Source organism: Endobacterium panacihumi (genome assembly GCF_050847465.1).
In the GTDB taxonomy this organism is placed as follows: Bacteria; Pseudomonadota; Alphaproteobacteria; order Rhizobiales; family Rhizobiaceae; genus Neorhizobium; species Neorhizobium panacihumi.
The window spans coordinates 564,235-580,514 of sequence record NZ_JBOZRA010000002.1 but is presented as its reverse complement, the minus strand read 5'-3'; the positions used below and the strand labels follow the sequence as shown (position 1 = coordinate 580,514).

Annotated in this window: 16 protein-coding genes; 4 read left to right on the top strand and 12 right to left on the bottom strand. The window is 59.4% G+C overall.

Going from position 1 to position 16,280, the window contains the following annotated elements; genetic code table 11:
* Positions 1-15 precede the first annotated feature (15 nt).
* The 6 genes from ACRQ1B_RS14545 to ACRQ1B_RS14520 form a co-directional block, all read right to left on the bottom strand.
* Positions 16-1,623 (bottom strand): GMC family oxidoreductase, encoded by a 1,608-nt coding sequence (locus tag ACRQ1B_RS14545; RefSeq protein WP_432294415.1) that lies wholly within the window; start codon positions 1,621-1,623, stop codon positions 16-18.
* 12 nt (positions 1,624-1,635) lie between these two features.
* Positions 1,636-2,565 carry a branched-chain amino acid ABC transporter permease gene (locus ACRQ1B_RS14540; RefSeq protein ID WP_432294617.1) on the bottom strand — a complete coding sequence of 310 codons (930 nt, stop codon included), beginning with the start codon at positions 2,563-2,565 and terminating at the stop codon, positions 1,636-1,638.
* A gap of 83 nt (positions 2,566-2,648) precedes the next feature.
* Entirely contained in the window at positions 2,649-3,536 is an 888-nt protein-coding gene (locus tag ACRQ1B_RS14535) for a branched-chain amino acid ABC transporter permease (RefSeq protein WP_432294414.1), read from the bottom strand.
* A gap of 2 nt (positions 3,537-3,538) precedes the next feature.
* Positions 3,539-4,240 (bottom strand): ABC transporter ATP-binding protein, encoded by a 702-nt coding sequence (locus tag ACRQ1B_RS14530; RefSeq protein WP_432294615.1) that lies wholly within the window; start codon positions 4,238-4,240, stop codon positions 3,539-3,541.
* Positions 4,241-4,242: 2 nt separating this feature from the next.
* Positions 4,243-5,028, bottom strand: a complete 786-nt coding sequence (locus tag ACRQ1B_RS14525) for an ABC transporter ATP-binding protein (protein ID WP_432294413.1) — start codon at positions 5,026-5,028, stop codon at positions 4,243-4,245.
* On the bottom strand, positions 5,028-6,242 hold the full coding sequence (locus tag ACRQ1B_RS14520; protein ID WP_432294412.1) for an ABC transporter substrate-binding protein: 1,215 nt from the start codon (positions 6,240-6,242) through the stop codon (positions 5,028-5,030). Before ACRQ1B_RS14520 ends, ACRQ1B_RS14525 begins: the two co-directional genes overlap by 1 nt.
* A 184-nt stretch (positions 6,243-6,426) precedes the next feature.
* Between ACRQ1B_RS14520 and ACRQ1B_RS14515 the strand changes: the two genes are divergently transcribed.
* Positions 6,427-7,371, top strand: coding sequence for a LysR family transcriptional regulator (locus tag ACRQ1B_RS14515; RefSeq protein ID WP_432294411.1), 945 nt, complete (start codon positions 6,427-6,429; stop codon positions 7,369-7,371).
* 34 nt (positions 7,372-7,405) lie between these two features.
* Here ACRQ1B_RS14515 and ACRQ1B_RS14510 read toward each other — a convergent pair whose 3' ends face one another.
* On the bottom strand, positions 7,406-9,493 hold the full coding sequence (locus ACRQ1B_RS14510; protein ID WP_432294410.1) for a carboxy terminal-processing peptidase: 2,088 nt from the start codon (positions 9,491-9,493) through the stop codon (positions 7,406-7,408).
* Positions 9,494-9,702: 209 nt separating this feature from the next.
* Here ACRQ1B_RS14510 and ACRQ1B_RS14505 point away from each other — a divergent pair, with 209 nt between their 5' ends.
* Together ACRQ1B_RS14505 and ACRQ1B_RS14500 are read left to right on the top strand one after the other, a co-directional pair.
* Positions 9,703-11,811: a S9 family peptidase gene (locus ACRQ1B_RS14505; RefSeq protein WP_432294409.1), complete on the top strand. Its 2,109-nt coding sequence runs from the start codon at positions 9,703-9,705 to the stop codon at positions 11,809-11,811.
* A gap of 268 nt (positions 11,812-12,079) precedes the next feature.
* Positions 12,080-12,367: a hypothetical protein gene (locus ACRQ1B_RS14500; RefSeq protein ID WP_432294408.1), complete on the top strand. Its 288-nt coding sequence runs from the start codon at positions 12,080-12,082 to the stop codon at positions 12,365-12,367.
* Between the two features lie 98 nt (positions 12,368-12,465).
* Here ACRQ1B_RS14500 and dmeF read toward each other — a convergent pair whose 3' ends face one another.
* From dmeF to ACRQ1B_RS14475, 5 genes are all read right to left on the bottom strand, one after another.
* On the bottom strand, positions 12,466-13,473 hold the full coding sequence (gene dmeF / locus ACRQ1B_RS14495) for a CDF family Co(II)/Ni(II) efflux transporter DmeF (protein ID WP_432294407.1): 1,008 nt from the start codon (positions 13,471-13,473) through the stop codon (positions 12,466-12,468).
* Between the two features lie 57 nt (positions 13,474-13,530).
* Positions 13,531-13,803: a Ni(II)/Co(II)-sensing transcriptional repressor DmeR gene (gene dmeR / locus ACRQ1B_RS14490; protein WP_132273884.1), complete on the bottom strand. Its 273-nt coding sequence runs from the start codon at positions 13,801-13,803 to the stop codon at positions 13,531-13,533.
* Between the two features lie 184 nt (positions 13,804-13,987).
* Positions 13,988-14,269, bottom strand: coding sequence for a hypothetical protein (locus tag ACRQ1B_RS14485; RefSeq protein ID WP_432294405.1), 282 nt, complete (start codon positions 14,267-14,269; stop codon positions 13,988-13,990).
* A gap of 22 nt (positions 14,270-14,291) precedes the next feature.
* A complete protein-coding gene (locus ACRQ1B_RS14480; RefSeq protein WP_432294404.1) occupies positions 14,292-14,501 on the bottom strand; it encodes a hypothetical protein in 210 nt (69 codons plus the stop codon).
* A gap of 188 nt (positions 14,502-14,689) precedes the next feature.
* Positions 14,690-15,595, bottom strand: coding sequence for a dihydrodipicolinate synthase family protein (locus ACRQ1B_RS14475; protein WP_432294403.1), 906 nt, complete (start codon positions 15,593-15,595; stop codon positions 14,690-14,692).
* 163 nt (positions 15,596-15,758) lie between these two features.
* Here ACRQ1B_RS14475 and ACRQ1B_RS14470 point away from each other — a divergent pair, with 163 nt between their 5' ends.
* Complete coding sequence (locus ACRQ1B_RS14470) at positions 15,759-16,250, top strand: hypothetical protein (RefSeq protein ID WP_432294402.1); 492 nt, start codon at positions 15,759-15,761, stop codon at positions 16,248-16,250.
* The last annotated feature ends 30 nt before the right edge of the window (positions 16,251-16,280 follow it).

Below are 16,280 nucleotides of genomic sequence, written 5' to 3'. Positions count from 1 at the left end.
CGCATGCGTTTCCGTTCAGCGATTGTCCGCGAGGATCATCTCGGCAGCCTTTTCGGCAATCATGATCGTCGGGGAATTGGTATTGCCGGAGGTGATCGCGGGCATGATCGAGGCATCAGCGATGCGCAGCCGCCCGAGTACGCGCATCTTCAGCCGCGGATCGACAACGCTCTCCGGGTCGCTCCCCATGCGCGCCGTGCCGACAGGGTGAAAGATGGTCGTGCCGATATCGCCGGCGGCTTTTTCGAGATCCGCATCGCTCTCACAGTCCGGGCCGGGCCTATATTCCTGCGGCTGGTAACGGGCAAAAGCCGGCTGGCCGACGATCCTGCGTGTCAGCCGGATCGACCGCACGGCAACATCAAGATCCGCTGCCGTCGACAGGTAATTCGGCCGGATCGCGGGCGCTGCGGCGAAATCCGGGCTTTTCAGATGCACCGAGCCCCGACTTTCCGGCCGCAGGTTGCAGACACTGGCGGTCATGGCTGGAAAGGCGTGAACCGGTTCGCCGAACCGGTCGAGCGAGACAGGCTGGACGTGATACTCGAGATCGGCGGTCTCCTTGTCCGGGCCGGAACGCGTGAAAATGCCGAGCTGGCTTGGCGCCATCGACATCGGCCCGGAGCGTTTTAACGCATATTCGAGGCCGATCGCCGCTTTTCCGAGCCAGCGGGACGCCTTTTCATTGAGAGTCGGCACCCCTGTCACTTTGTAGACGAGGCGCAGTTGCAGATGATCCTGCAGGTTTTCACCGACCGCCTTCACCTCCTTCACGACATCGACACCAGCGTCGGACAGCACATCGCCACGACCGATGCCCGACAATTCCAGAACATGCGGCGTGCCGATCGCGCCAGCGGAGAGAACCGTTTCGCGCTGTGCAAGTGCCGTTTTCGTCACGCCGTCATGATGAAACTCGACCCCCTTGACCTCGCCGCTTTCGACAACCAATCGGCGGACATGTGCCTTGGTAAGAACGCGCAGGTTCGCGCGCTTCATCGCCGGGCGTAGAAAAGCTTTCGATGTGTTCCAGCGGATACCCGATCGCTGATTGACGTCGAAATAGCTCGATCCTTCGTTGTCCCCGCGATTGAAGTCCTCGATGATGGGAATACCGGCCTGTTCGGCCGCCTTCTGGAAGCTGTCGAGAACCGCCCATCGGACGCGTGCCTTTTCAACACGCCATTCTCCTCCGGTGCCGTGCATGTCATCGGCGCCCTTGTAAAAATCCTGGCTCTTGCGAAAGAGTGGCAGAACATCCTCCCAACCCCAGCCCTCACATCCGGCCTGACGCCAGAGATCGTAATCGCGCGCCTGCCCTCGCATATAGATCATGCCGTTGATGGAAGAGCAGCCGCCGAGCAGTTTTCCGCGCGGATAGGATAACGAGCGGCCGTTTAGCCCCTCATCCTTTTCGGTGGCGAAACACCAGTCGGTGCGCGGATTGTTGATGCAGTAGAGATACCCGACCGGGATATGCACCCAATGATAATTGTCGGTACCGCCGGCTTCCAGAAGCAGTACGCGGTTGCGTGGATCGGCAGACAGGCGATTGGCCAGCACGCAGCCGGCACTACCGGCACCGATGACGATATAGTCGTAGTTTCCCTCCAGGCTCTGCATGGTCTTCGCCTGTCAGCGCCGGTGCTCGAAGCCGAGTTTTCGGCCAAGCCGCGAGGCGTAGAACTCACCGATGATGCCACGCCGGAACAACAACACGCAGACCATGAAGACCACGCCGGTGATGATGGTCACCGGAAATTGCGACGTCGCCAGATAGTTCTGCAGGGTGACGACGAGGCCGGCGCCGAAGATCGGGCCGATCAGCGTGCCGATTCCGCCGAGCAGCGTCATCAGGATGACTTCACCGGACATCTGCCAACCGACATCGGTGAGAGTGGCGAACTGGAAGACCAGTGCCTTGGTACCGCCCGCAAGCCCCGCAAGGGCCGCCGACATGACGAATGCGCCGAGCTTGTAACGAGCAACCGAATAGCCGAGTGAAATGGCGCGTTGCTCGTTTTCGCGGATCGATTTCAGGATCATGCCGAACGGCGAGTTGATGAACCGCCAGATGACCACCATACCGGTCAGGAATACGGCGAGCACGAAATAATACATGTTGGTGGTATCGGCGAGATCGATGAAGCCGAACAGATGTCCGCGCGGCACCGACTGGATACCGTCCTCACCATGCGTGAATTTGGCCTGCAGGCAGAAGAAAAAGAACATCTGAGACAGCGCCAGCGTGATCATTGCGAAATAGATGCCCTGCCGGCGGATGGCGAAGAAGCCCATGATCAGACCAAGCCCGGCTGCCCCCGCCGCCCCCACCAGAATACCGATCTCGGGCGGAAATCCCCATTCCTTCACGACATGCGCTGTGAAATAGGCTGCCCCTCCGAAAAAGGCAGCGTGTCCGAAGGACAGGAGGCCGGTGTAACCGAGCAGCAGGTTGAAGGCGCAGGCGAAGAGCGCGAAGCACAAGAGCTTCATCAGAAAGATCGGGTAGAAGAACATCGGTGCGATGGCCAGCAGCAGGATGCCGATGGCGAGAAATGCCATATAGGTTTTCGATGCGGCGGACGAACGTTCGCTGCGACCGGTTGCCGTGGTTGAAATGGCGTCACTCATGTCAGGCTCCTTCCTCAGGCATCCCGGCCAAACAGGCCGGCCGGGCGGATGAGAAGCACGATCGCCATGATCACGAAGATGACGATATTGGACGCTTCCGGATAAAAAACCTTGGTCAGTCCCTCGGCGATGCCGAGCATGTAGCCGGTCAGGATGGCGCCCATGATCGACCCCATGCCACCGACCACGACGACCGCAAAAACGACGATGATGATGTTTGACCCCATCAGCGGCGACACCTGATAGACGGGTGCAGCCAGCACGCCGGCAAAGGCAGCGAGGCCCGCGCCGATGCCATATGTCAGCGTCAACAAGAGCGGCACGTTGACCCCGAACGCCTGCACCAGCGTGGCATTTTCGGTCGCAGCACGCAGATAGGCGCCAAGCTTGGTCTTTTCGATCAAAAGCCATGTGCCGATGCACACGACCAGAGACACGACCACCACCCAGCCGCGATAATTGGGCAGGAACATGAAGCCGAGATTGGTGGCACCCGTCAGTTGCGGCGGCGGTGCATAGGGCTGCCCGGAAGACCCGTAGAGATAACGAAACGTGCCCTCGATGGTGAGCGCCAGACCAAAGGTGAACAGCAGACCATAAAGATGATCGAGCTTGTAGAGCCGCGACAACAGCAATCGCTCGATCACTGCGCCGAACAGGCCGACCACCAAAGGGGCGAGCAGCAGTGCGAACCAGTAGTTGATGCCGAAATATTGCAGCATCAGCATCGCCACGAAAGCACCGAGCATATATTGCGCGCCATGGGCGAAATTGATGACCCGCAACAGACCGAAAATCACGGCAAGGCCGAGGCTCAGCAGCGCATAAAAAGAGCCGTTGATCAGGCCGATCAGCAACTGCCCCATGAAGGCTTGCAGCGGAATGCCGAAAATCATCGTCATGGTCACACCCCCAGCACTTTGTGCAGCATGTCCATTCGCTGCGGCAGTTCACCGACAGGAAAGTCGGCGACCATTTTGCCGTGATCCATCAGATAGAAGCGATCGGCCACCTTGCTGGCGAAACGAAAGTTCTGCTCGACCATCAGCACCGTCATGCCGCGCGCTTTCAGAGTTTTCAGAACCTCGCCGATGCGCTGCACGATAACCGGTGCCAGCCCTTCGGTCGGCTCATCGAGGATGAGAAGCCTGACACCGGTGCGCAGGATGCGGGCGATCGCCAGCATCTGCTGCTCGCCACCGGACAGCTTTGTGCCGGGACTGGTGCGGCGTTCCTGCAAGTTCGGGAAAAGCGCGTAGATTTCATCAAGCGACATGCCGCCCCCCGCCACCACCGGCGGCAGCATGAGGTTTTCCTCGACGGTGAGCGTGGAAAATATCCCGCGTTCTTCCGGAACGAAACCAAGGCCAGCATGTGCCGTCTTGTGCAGCGGCACGGAGAGCATGTCCTTGCCCGCAAAGCGGATCTCACCCTTTCGCTCGCGTAAAATGCCCATGATGGTGCGCAGCGTCGTGGTCTTGCCGACACCGTTGCGACCAAGGATGGTGATGGTTTCACCCTCGCCCACCGTCATGTCGACGCCATGCAGGATGTGGCTTTCGCCATACCAGGCATTGAGGTTGGAAACTGTCAGGAGCGGCTGCACCATCACGCCTCCTCCGTGCCCATATAGGCGAGCCGCACGCGCTCATCCTGTGCAACGGTGGCGTAATCGCCCTCGGCCAGAATCTCACCGCGCTGCAATACCGTCACCTGATGGCAGATATCGGCCACGACGGAGAGATTGTGCTCCACCATCAACACCGCCCGGGTTTTCGCCACCTCGCGGATGATGTTGGAAACAGCACCGATATCCTCCTGCCCCATGCCGGCCATCGGTTCGTCGAGCAAAAGCACTTTTGGATCGAGCGCCAGCGTCGTGGCGATCTCCAGCACGCGCTTGCGTCCATAGGACAGGTCAGCCGCCAGCATGTTGCGCTCGCGTTTCAGGCCGACGGTCTCGATCAGTTGGTCGGCGCGGTCGTTCAGTCGATCGAGAGACGAGATCGGCAGCCAGAACTGCGTCGACAACCCGTTCGGTCGTTGCAGCGCCACCCGCACATTGTCGAGCACGGACAGATGCGGAAATACCGCCGAAATCTGGAATGAGCGGACCAGCCCCATGCGCGCCACCCTGTCTGGCGCCACCTTGGTAATATCGGTACCGAGCAGGGTGATCGATCCAGCCGTCGGCTGCAAAAACTTGGTGAGCAGGTTGAACACCGTCGTCTTGCCGGCACCATTCGGCCCGATCAATGCGTGAACGCGGGCGTGCTCAATGTCGAGGTCGACGTTCTTCACCGCCATGAAGGCGCCGAACCCCTTGGACAGGCCGCGGGCGGACAACACCACCCGCGGCTGTTCCTCGTGCATGACTGTCGTGGCCACTGCCATTATTTGACCAGCTCGCAGCCGGCCTTGGCCGGATCGAGATAGGCTTCCTTGCCGGGGATGGTGGCGAGCACGGTGAAATAATCCCACGGCTCCTTGCTTTCATCCGGCTTTTTCACCTGTAGAAGATACATGTCGTGGATCATGCGGCCATTGGCGGCCACCGTGCCGCCGCGGCCAAAGAAGTCATCCACCGGCATCTCACGCATCGCCTTCGCCACCGCATCGGCATCGTCCGTTCCGGCCTTTTCCACTGCCTTCAGGTAATGAGTGACGGCCGAATAGGTGCCGGCATGCACCATGTTCGGCATCTTCTGGGTCTTGGCGAAGAATTTCTTACCGAACGCGTGGCTCTGGTCGTCAAGGTTCCAGTAATATCCTTCGGTCAGCGTCAGCCCCTGCGCCGCGTCAAGGCCCAAGCCATGCACTTCGGCGAGCGTGAACAGCAGCGCCGCCAGTTTCTGACCACCCTGAACGATGCCGAATTCCGCTGCCTGCTTGATCGAGTTGGCGGTATCGAGACCCGCATTGGCAAGGCCGATTACCTTTGCCCCGGAAGACTGCGCCTGCAGCAGGAAGGACGAAAAATCCTGGCTGGAAAGCGGATGCCGCACGGAGCCGAGGATGGTACCGCCGTTGGCCTTCACATAATCGCTGGTCTGTTGTTCCAGCGAATAACCGAAGGCATAATCGGCCGTCAGAAAATACCAGCTATCTCCGCCCTGCTTGACCATGGCGCCGCCGGTGCCGACCGCCAGAGCATGGGTATCATAAGCCCAGTGGAAACCGTAGGGCGTACAGGCCTTGCCCGTCAGGTCCGTGGTAGCAGCACCGGTATTGATGGTGATGCGCTTCTTGTCCTTGGACAGCGCCTGTACGGCGAGGCCGACCGAGGACGTCGTCAGGTCCATGATCGCATCGACCTGCTGGGTATCGTACCACTGGCGGGCGATGTTGGAGGCGACGTCCGGCTTGTTCTGGTGGTCTGCATCGACAATCTCGACCGGCACACCCAGTACCTTGCCGCCATAATCTTCAACCGCCATGCGCGCCGCTTCAACAGACGACTTTCCGCCGAAATCGGCATAAACGCCCGACTGGTCGTTCAATATGCCGATCTTCACTTTTCCGTCTGATGGGCTGCCGGATGCGGTTTGGGCAAAGGCGGTGCTGCTGGCCAAAAACAAGGCCAGCGATGCCAGGAACGTCTTTCGCATGATGTCTCCTCCCAGAGATTGCAAAACGTCGTTGGGGCGCAGGTCTGTGCAGTTTTGGAAATTCGCCCTCCTCAAAGCGCATCTCCTGAAAGCATGGTTGAGGAAAACATGCGTTGACGCAAGAAGCCGGCCATTATTAATTGCAAACAGCATCTGTGCATTTTTGAACAGATACGGGAGGAGCATGCCCGGCAATACCAACTTCAACCCCAATTTCACCTGGGACGATCTGCAGTATTTCCTCGCCGTTGCCCGGACGGGGCAGCTATCGACCGCCGCCCGGCATTTACGCACCAGCCACGCGACGGTGTCGCGCCGCATCGACCGCCTTGAATTCGCGCTCAAGGTAAAGCTGTTCGAGCGCAATCCACGCGGTTACGTGCTCACCACCATGGGGCAGCGTTTCATCGAAACGGCGGAAAAGATCGAGCTGGAAACCGACCGGCTGCAGGCCGATATCAACGACGGCGTCGCCGCTCACCGCGGCGTGATCCGGCTGAGCATGCCGGAAGGGTTTGCAAACTTTTTCTTCGCCCACCGGATCGACGATTTCACCCGCCAGAACCCGAACCTGTCTCTGGAACTGGTGACGATCCAACAGATCATGTCGCTGTCACGCAAGGAGGCCGACATCGCGGTCACGCTCGACCCGCCGAAGGCCGGTCCGTATATGATCGAGAAGATCACCAACTATACGCTCAGCGTCTATGGCTCCAAACACTATCTCGCCGACAAGCCCGAACTGAAACGACGCGACGATCTGCTGGACCACCCGTTCATCGGCTACATTCAGGACATGATCTTTGCACCAGGCCTCGATTATCTTGACGACGTACATCCGGGTATCAAGCCGCGTTTCCAGAGTTCCAGCATCTATGCGCAACTGACGGCGACGCTCAATGGTCAGGGGCTTTGTATCCTGCCGCATTTTATCGCCTGCCAGCAGCCGGATCTGCAGATCGTGCTTGCCAACGAGGTTCAGCTCACCCGCCACTACTGGCTGATCCGCCACCGCGATACGGCGCATATCCCACGATTTCGAGCGGTCGCGGATTATATTTTTGCGGTCGTCGAGACGAACCGTGACGCATTTCTTGGCCCGAAAGCTGGTGGCACAGTGACGCCCTGACGGGGAAAGGGAATTCCCCTCCCCCGTCGAACTCTTAGGGACGCTTGCCGGGCCCGGCCAGGAGATCCGCCTGATCGGCAACGATGGCAGCCGCCTCGTTTTTCAGCACGTCTTTGGCGTTCTTGCGGGCGGTTTCAATTGCAAGGTCCGCGGTCAGGCTGCGCTCGTTCGATTGCAGGCCATCGTCATCCTGCGGCGCAGACCCACCGGCTTCCTGACGTGCCTTGAGACGCGCGGTCATGGCGTCCATTTCCTTGCGGCGCTCGACCTCATTAAGGGAAATGGTGCGCTTTTCGCGTTGCGCCTTCAGTTCATTGGCATCCTCGACGAAGCGCTGGAAATCGGCGTCGTCCTTGACACGCGCTTCGTGGCGTTCCCGCAATTGCGGCACCACAGCGGTCATGTCGCCGGCATCCTTGTGTTTTGCGGGCTTGATCTGTGTCCATGGCAGGGCGTTTTCGTAACTCGCCTCACCGAAGGTCTTCGGGTCGGCAAGGCCCGGCAGAGCGACATCCGGCGTCACGCCGCGCAACTGCGTGGTTCCGCCATCGATCCGGAAGAACTGCGCGATGGTCAGCTTCAATTCGCCGAGATTGGCGTCGCTGTTCTTGACCATGCGGTCGAGATTGACGACCGTCTGAACGCTGCCCTTGCCAAAGCTCGGGTCACCAATGACGACGCCACGGCCGTAATCCTGTATCGCGGCGGCAAAAATCTCCGAAGCCGAGGCTGAACCGCGATTGATGAGAACGCCGACCGGCCCAGTCCATGCGGGCTTGGGAAGATCATCGCTTTCGATCCTGATCTCGCCCTGGGCATTGCGCTGCTGCACGACCGGCCCTTTACCAACGAACAGGCCGGTCATTTCGATCGCTTCGGTCAACGAGCCACCGCCATTGTCACGGAGGTCGATGAGAACGCCGTCAACATTCTCCTGCTTCAGTTCACCGAGAAGCTTGGCGACATCGCGGCTGGCCCCGCGATAGTCCTTCTCGCCCTTCTGACGTGCGTCGAAATCCTCGTAGAATGCCGGAAGCGTGATCACGCCGATCTTGCGCGTTGTGCCGTTTTCCTCGACCGGGATGACGGTCTTGGCAGCGGCCTGCTTTTCCAGGCTGATCTTTTCGCGCACAAGGCTGATGACGCGATGGCTGCCGCTTTCGCCTGCATCCGCCGGCAGGATATCCAGCCGCACGACGGAATCCTCCTTGCCCCGGATCAGCTGCACGACCTCGTCGAGACGGGTGCCGACAACTTCCTCGATGGCGCCATCTTCACCCTGACCGACACCGATGATGCGGTCGCCGACAGCGATCTTGCCGGACGACTGAGCCGGACCGCCCGCGACGAGTTCGCGGATGGTCGTGTAGCCATCACGGTCCTGCAGGACGGCACCGATGCCGACCAGCGAAAGCCTCATGGAGATATCGAACTCTTCCGAGGCCTTTGCGCCAAAGTAATCCGTATGCGGATCGACCGAGGTCGTATAGGCGGCCATGAACGACTGGAAAACATCATCGCTCTTGTAGGTGTAAACGCGGTCGAGAATGTTCTGGTAGCGTTTACCGAGCGTCTTGCGAATGGTCTCGTCGGTCTGGCCGGCAAGTTTCAGACGCAGCCAGTCGTTCTTGACGCGTTTGCGCCAAAGCTCGTTGCTTTCATCCTCGGATTTCGCCCAGGGCACATCCTCGCGCAGGATCGTGAATTCTTCCTGTGCGGTAAAATCAAAATCCTGTTTCAGCAGTTCTTGCGCATAGGTCATACGATCGACGACACGCTTGGAATAGGTGTCGAACATCGAAAACGGAATCGTCAGGTCTTCACCGAGAATAGCGTCGTCAAGCTTCGCATTGCTCGCCATGAACGTGTCGATATCGGCCTGCACGAACAGCGTTCTGTCCGGATCCATCGACTTGATGAACTGGTTCATGATCTTGCCCGAAAGGGCGTCATCAAGCTTTACAGGCTTGTAGGCATAGCGTGACAGGAATTGCGCGCTGATATTGGCTGCCTGCGCCTGCCGCTCGATCGGCGCGAGTTCCGGAAGCTCCCGGGCCTGAAGAGAATATGCAGGCGCTGCAAGTGAAAGGATTAAGCCGATTAGACCGTATCTTATGTGCATTCAGCCGTGACCCTTTAAGATTTCGGATTGTCTCATGCCGGTTAGGTGGAGCAATTATGGCGTTTTGGCAACCGAGGACGGCAAACAACCATTGGTGATCCACCACCTGATACTGCCGATTTGAGCATCAGCACCATGTTTCAACCGCTTGCTTCACCGTCTGCCGCCCCTTATCTGTGGCACTCCTTCATGCAATCCGGAGCGTTTCCTTGGCCACCTCCCCGAAATCGCCTTTCGCCAATCTTCCCGTCGCCCCCGCCGCGCTTAAGAAGCCGGTAACCGACACCCACCACGGCATCACCCGCACCGACGATTACGCCTGGCTGCGCGCCGATAACTGGCAGGCGATGTTCAAGGATCCGAGCCTGCTTGATCCGGAAATCCGCTCACATCTGGAGGCCGAAAACGCCTATATGGAAGCAGCCCTTGGCGATACGGCCGAGCTGCAGAAGAGGTTGTTCGCGGAGATGCGTGGCCGTATCAAGGAAGATGATTCCTCCGTGCCGATGAAGGACGGACCGTTTGCCTACGGCTCGTTGTTCGTCACCGGCGGTGAACAGCCGCATTATTTTCGTACACCCCGCGAAGGCGGTGACAAGCAGACGCTTCTCGACGGCGACAAGGAAGCCGCGGGCAAGGACTATTTCCGCCTTGCCGGCATCGACCACACGACGGACCATACCCACGGCATCTGGGGCTACGACGACAAGGGGTCGGAATATTACACGCTGCGCATCCGTGATCTGGCAACCGGTGAAGATCTGGAGGACGTGCTGGAAAACACAGCCGGCGGCGGTGTGTGGGCGCCCGACGGCAAGAGCTTCTTCTATACGCTGCAGGACGAGAACCACCGTCCGTCAAAGGTCTTTCACCACATCGTCGGCCAAAAACAATCCGAAGACCGTCTGGTGTTCGAAGAAAAGGACCCGGGCTTTTTCATGGGCGTCGGCGGTTCGCTGCTCGATGATGTGATCTATATCGACATCCATGATCACGAGACCTCCGAATACCGCCTGCTGTCGACAAAGGATCTGACCGCCGAACCGAAGCTGGTGGCGAAGCGCGAGGAAGGCATCGAATATTCGATGACCGAAGGCGGCGATGTCTTCTACATCCTTACCAATGACGGCGATGCCAAGGATTTCAAGATCGTCGAAGCACCGGCCTCCGATCCGGGCAAGGCGAACTGGAAGGAAGTCGTGCCGCATGAGCCCGGCCGCCTGATCATCTCACACATGGCCTATGCGCGTCATCTCATCTGGCTGCAGCGTAAGGAAGGCCTGCCGCAGATCGTTATCCGCGACCGCGCCACCGGCGAAGAACATGCGATCGCCTTCGACGAGGAAGCCTATTCCCTCGGTCTGTCGGGCGCCGCCGAATACGACACCGACACGATCCGTTTCTCCTATTCGTCGATGACCACACCGACGCAGTTGTTCGACTACAACATGGTCACCCGCGAGCGCGTGCTTCTGAAAACCCAGGAAGTGCCGTCAGGCCACAATCCGGATGACTATGTCACCCGCCGCGTCATGGCGCCCGCGCATGACGGCGAACTGGTGCCTGTCTCGCTTCTCTACCGCAAGGACACGCCTCTCGACGGTTCATCGCCTTGCCTGCTTTACGCCTATGGCGCTTATGGCATGACCATTCCGGCCTCTTTCTCGACCAACGCCCTGTCGCTGGCAGATCGCGGCATCGTCTATGCCATCGCCCATATCCGTGGCGGCAAGGACAAGGGTTTTGCCTGGTATGAAGACGGCAAGATGGAGAACAAGCAAAACACGTTCAAGGATTTCATCTCCGCCGCCGACCATCTCGTTTCGACCGGTTTTACGTCTTATGACCGCATCATCGCCGAGGGCGGTTCGGCTGGTGGCATGCTGATGGGCGCGATCGCCAACATGGCGCCGGAAAAATTCGCGGGCATCATCGCCGCTGTGCCGTTCGTTGACGTGCTGACCACCATGCTCGATGACACCTTGCCGCTCACCCCGCCGGAATGGCCGGAATGGGGGAACCCGATCGAATCGGAGGAGGAATATCGCTGGATCGCCGCCTATTCTCCGTATGACAACGTCACTGGCCGGGCCTATCCGCCTATTCTGGCAATCTCTGGCCTCACCGACCCGCGTGTGACCTATTGGGAGCCGACCAAGTGGGTGGCGAAGCTGCGCGACAACACGACCGGTGATGCGCCGATCCTGCTGAAGACCAACATGGCCGCCGGCCATGGCGGAAAATCCGGGCGTTTCCAGCGGCTGGAAGAGATCGCCTTCGAATATGCCTTCGCCATCAAGGTTGCGGCCAAAATGTAATGCGACGATCTGCGCGCCGCCTTCATGTTCGGGTGGCGCGCATCCGGTCTTTTGCCTCGATACCGGCAGATCAAGGCATCGCCGGCACGACAATATTCAAAATTTCTGATTTGTGCGACGCGAAACAAGCCGTTGAAATCAGCCGGAAATCTGTCGAAAACCCCTGAACGACAACGGATGCTCCATCTCGCACGCGCCAAAACGCAAGCTCCGCGCAAGGTTCCCGCATTAACCATTGGTTAACGGAACCACTGACGGAACAGACCGCATGAAAATCGATAGCGGACTGAGCGGATATGGCTATTCCCACCGGTCCTACGACATAGACCGCACGACCGAGGAAGCGCCGCAGCGAGAGACGGAAACGCGTCAGCGATCCGCCTTTGCACTCACAGGCAGCAGCACACTTCTTTCCACCTCGCTTGCCAGCGCGCTCTGGGCGGTGGAAGGCAGCAATGACTACGACAACCATGGAAGTAGCCCACTCTTCCAGACGGCAGCACCGTCGATCGAATGGGTGGAAGGCGCATACCAGGAATTTTCCGAATACAATTGACCTGTAGTCGGAAAACGGAACTCACGAGGGCAAAGCCGTGTTGCGATTGGCGGATCGCAGCACGGCTTTACTTTTTGGAGAACCGGCGGTCACAGAAGCTAGCTTTTCGGCGAAACTTCCACGGTCACATGCGAAAGCCCTGTTACCGTCTTCAGCCTGTCCTTGTAAAAGGCCGGCACCTGCGGATTTTGCGCGACGATTGCGATGATGGCGGCATGGTGGCCGGGGCCGACCTGCCAGACATGCAGATCGGTGATACGATCGCCGTCGGTCTCCACTTGCGCACGGATTTCCTTTGACATCGCCTTGGCCTGCGGCAGAGCATCGAGAAGCACGCCCGATGTCACCCTTATCAACCCCCAGGACCATCGCGCGATGACAAGGCCACCAACCACACCCATGACAGGGTCCAGCCAGTTCCAGCCGTAGAGCTTGCCGAGCAGCAGTGCCACGATGGCCAGAACCGAGGTCAGCGCATCGGCCAGAACATGCAGATAGGCGGCACGCAGGTTGTTGTCCTTGCCGGCGGCATGGCTCGCATGAGCGTGGTCACCATGGGCATGGCCCGCGTGATGACGGTCATGCCCATGACTATGGTCGTGGTGGTGATCATGATTATGCGCCTCGCCATGATGGTGACCGTGATGCGCATGATCGTCCTTCAGCAGCCATGCGCTGGCGAGATTGACGACCAGCCCAATGACAGCCACCATGATCGCCTGGCCGAAATCGATGGCAACCGGACTGGCCAGACGCTGCACGCTTTCCCACGCAATCAGAAGCGCTATCAATCCCAGCACGATGGCGCTGGCAAAACCGGCAAGATCTCCGAGCTTTCCGGTGCCGAACGTGAAACTGCGGTTTCTCGCCTGCTTTCTGGCGACGGTATAGGCGATGGCGGCAATCAGCATGGCGCCGGCATGGGTGGACATGTGCCAGCCATCCGCCAGCAGCGCCATTGAACCATAGACCGTACCAGCGACGATCTCGGCGATCATCATCGCCGTGGTGAGCGCAATCACCAGCCAGACGCGCTTCTCGTTGCGATCGTGATCCTGCCCCAGAAAGACGTGATCATGTTCCATTGCGTCCGTCGAAAGGGACATGGGTGTTTCCTTTTGCCTGATTGGTCGCAGACCTGCGCAGCCGCCATCTTCCGCGCGTCAGCGGATATAGGTCCTGAGCGCTTCCGCCAGTTCATCGACGGCCGCCGCCCGCTCTTTTTCGCTTTCGGCGTGCAACACGTGTTCACGAAGGTGGTCTTCCATCACCTCGCCGGTTAGGCCCGAGAGCGCGCCACGGATCGAAGCCAACTGCTGCAGGATCTGCCCGCACGGCGCCTCCGCCTCGAGCGCGCGCTCGACCGCTTCCATCTGCCCTTTCATCCGGCGCACCCGCGCCAGAAGCTTTGCCTGTTCCCGAATGGTGTGCGACATGCCGACCTCTTTACTATAGGGGGGTACCCTATATTGAGGACAACGCAAACGCAACGTAGATCGACAAGAGAAGGACGCCAGACGGCGCCCTTTAGAAATCCCTGTCAAAGGCTGGACATAACAGCCAGCAGAGCGGCGACCGCGGTTACACCGCCAACAAGAACAAGCCCGCGCATGCCGGGGCTCAAACCAGACGAAGGCCGGCGCGATCAGCCGATGCAAGACGTCGCATGGGATCGGCTGCATTCAAACCGGGCAGGATCGCCCCATCCGGCACGCAGCAGACAGCGCCGGGCTGGTGATCGCTTTCAAATATCGCAAAATGCACGGCCGAAGCGCGATCGCGAAAAATGCCTCCAACCAATCCATCGCGGTCCTGTACGATCCAGCAGCCTTTTTCGTCGCGACCAACGGTAAAACGAACGCCGGAAAATCCAGCCGGCACCTGCATGAGGGCTTTGCCCATGACATATATCCTTCAGGGATGTTTATGACTGATGCGCCAGATGCAGCATCGCGATTGCGCAACCGGTCAGAGCCAGCACGATCGCGAGACGCAGGAAAGCCGCCCAATCACATTGACCGGCCGCGGAAGAGGGTGCGTGACAATCTGCGCCACGACGAACAACCGGCGCCGGACGACGTTGATGGCGCTGGTGGTAGCGGGCAAACTGATAAGCAAGAATTCTGCTGTTCATCGTTTCATACTCCATGTCCTGCAGAGTTGTTTGGCTCGCCGGGAGGTTCGTTGCGCCTGTCCGGCGTGCCGCTGCACAGTCCGGAAGATATTCGCCGGCCCGTATGTTTTCGATTGGAAAGGCGAGCCGAAGAGATTGGCATTTCATAGGAATGGGAATGCGATACGCTCACCTCCGAACTCCGCGCATCAAGCGACCGCTGGAAATCCGGCCGGTTCGATCGGCGCATCAGCGCTGGTAAGCACCCGCCGCAGGTCTTCCCGCATATCTGCATCAACCGACACCAGCGGCAGCCGCACGGTGTCAGCACCACCGTGGAGGATGCCGAAAGCCGCCTTGATGACGGCCGCATCCCACTGGCCGGCCGAGGCACCAAGCAAGGCAGCCATTTCACGCCTGAACGCGCCGGCCGCGCCCGCAAATCCGCGCCCCAATGCAGCCAGGCGGAATGGAAACAGATTGCCGTAGGCGGACATCATCCCGTGGCCCCCGCAGGCAAGGAAGGCAGGCAGGTCGATCTCATCGCCAGAATAGTGATGATAACGTCGGCGCAGAACGGGATCGAGCCGGGCAAAGGCGGAAAGCCGGCCCGCACCATGGCGAACACCGACGATCGTCTGGACATCGGACAGATCGGACAAAAGCCCTGCCCCGCCTTCGATCACAGTCCGCTGCGGATCATCATCGACGATGACCGGCAGATGAGTCGCTCCGGCAATGTTTCGGAAATGCGCCACCACACCAGCGCGTGTCGGCTTCGAATAATAGGGCACGGTCACCAACAGCCCATCCGCTCCGAGCTGCTGCGCGCGCTCCGTCAGCGCCACACTGCGTGCCGTATTGTAGGTCCCGGTTGCGACGATCACGGCAAGGCGGCCCTGCGCGCCCGCCACGCAGATCGACAGAACGATATCGCGCTCGTCATCGCTCAGCGCATACCCTTCGCCGATGACATCGCAGACCATGATGGCGTCGATCCCCGCGGCGCACTGTCGATCGACAAGGGCTGCAAGCGCGACATGATCGATCCTGCCATCAGCAAAGGGCGTCATCAGCGTCGTTACTGTCCTGATGTTGGAAACTCGCGCGGTCAATGTCGTCTCCTTGTCTCAGCGAAACGGAATGACCTAGCCTTGATGCGCATAGGAAATCGAGGCGATGCGGCAGAGCGCCGCATAAGGACCGCATAGGAATGGCGACCAGCTTCGAGCAGGCCTCGAAATCTAACTTGTTCTCGGTTTCACGAGGATGTCGATTATGACGACCATTGGTAGCACCACCTATTCCTATTTTACCTATTCAGGCCTGACACGTGGAAATACCCAGCCGGATGCATCGGCCACCGGCGACGCGCCCGTGAAAGGGCGCAGCTCGGTCGGCTCCGCGCTGACCGGCACGGACACCGGCCATGACGATGGCACATCCGCAAAACTGTCGAGCGCATTATGGGATCTTGCATCCACCAATACCGCAAGCGCGCGGGATGAAGACGTCTGGCAGGATGCCGCCGACGGCAGAACGGAGGCCGAGAAGCAATTCGGCGAACTGGCCGAGATGACCTTAGCCGAACGCATCCGCGCCAAATATCTGGAAGCGCGCGGCATGACCGAAGAAAGTCTTGCGCAGATGGATCCCGAAGCGCGGGCGGCCATCGAGGAAGAAATTCGCAAGGCGGTGCAGCAGGCACTCGGGGTGGAGACGGAGCTGGATGGCGATACGGCGGACGCCGCGCAGACGGCGCAAGCTTAGCTCAACGGTTGATCCCAACGCGGTCGATGC

Coding starts and splice junctions, on each gene's coding strand:
- ACRQ1B_RS14510 (WP_432294410.1), bottom strand. CDS start 9,493: ATGCACATAAGATACGGTCTAATCGGCTTAATCCTTTCACTTGCAGCG.
- ACRQ1B_RS14535 (WP_432294414.1), bottom strand. CDS start 3,536: ATGACGATGATTTTCGGCATTCCGCTGCAAGCCTTCATGGGGCAGTTG.
- ACRQ1B_RS14520 (WP_432294412.1), bottom strand. CDS start 6,242: ATGCGAAAGACGTTCCTGGCATCGCTGGCCTTGTTTTTGGCCAGCAGC.
- ACRQ1B_RS14500 (WP_432294408.1), top strand. CDS start 12,080: ATGAAAATCGATAGCGGACTGAGCGGATATGGCTATTCCCACCGGTCC.
- ACRQ1B_RS14545 (WP_432294415.1), bottom strand. CDS start 1,623: ATGCAGAGCCTGGAGGGAAACTACGACTATATCGTCATCGGTGCCGGT.
- ACRQ1B_RS14480 (WP_432294404.1), bottom strand. CDS start 14,501: ATGAACAGCAGAATTCTTGCTTATCAGTTTGCCCGCTACCACCAGCGC.
- dmeF (WP_432294407.1), bottom strand. CDS start 13,473: ATGTCCCTTTCGACGGACGCAATGGAACATGATCACGTCTTTCTGGGG.
- ACRQ1B_RS14470 (WP_432294402.1), top strand. CDS start 15,759: ATGACGACCATTGGTAGCACCACCTATTCCTATTTTACCTATTCAGGC.
- ACRQ1B_RS14515 (WP_432294411.1), top strand. CDS start 6,427: ATGCCCGGCAATACCAACTTCAACCCCAATTTCACCTGGGACGATCTG.
- dmeR (WP_132273884.1), bottom strand. CDS start 13,803: ATGTCGCACACCATTCGGGAACAGGCAAAGCTTCTGGCGCGGGTGCGC.
- ACRQ1B_RS14540 (WP_432294617.1), bottom strand. CDS start 2,565: ATGGCATTTCTCGCCATCGGCATCCTGCTGCTGGCCATCGCACCGATG.
- ACRQ1B_RS14485 (WP_432294405.1), bottom strand. CDS start 14,269: ATGGGCAAAGCCCTCATGCAGGTGCCGGCTGGATTTTCCGGCGTTCGT.
- ACRQ1B_RS14525 (WP_432294413.1), bottom strand. CDS start 5,028: ATGGCAGTGGCCACGACAGTCATGCACGAGGAACAGCCGCGGGTGGTG.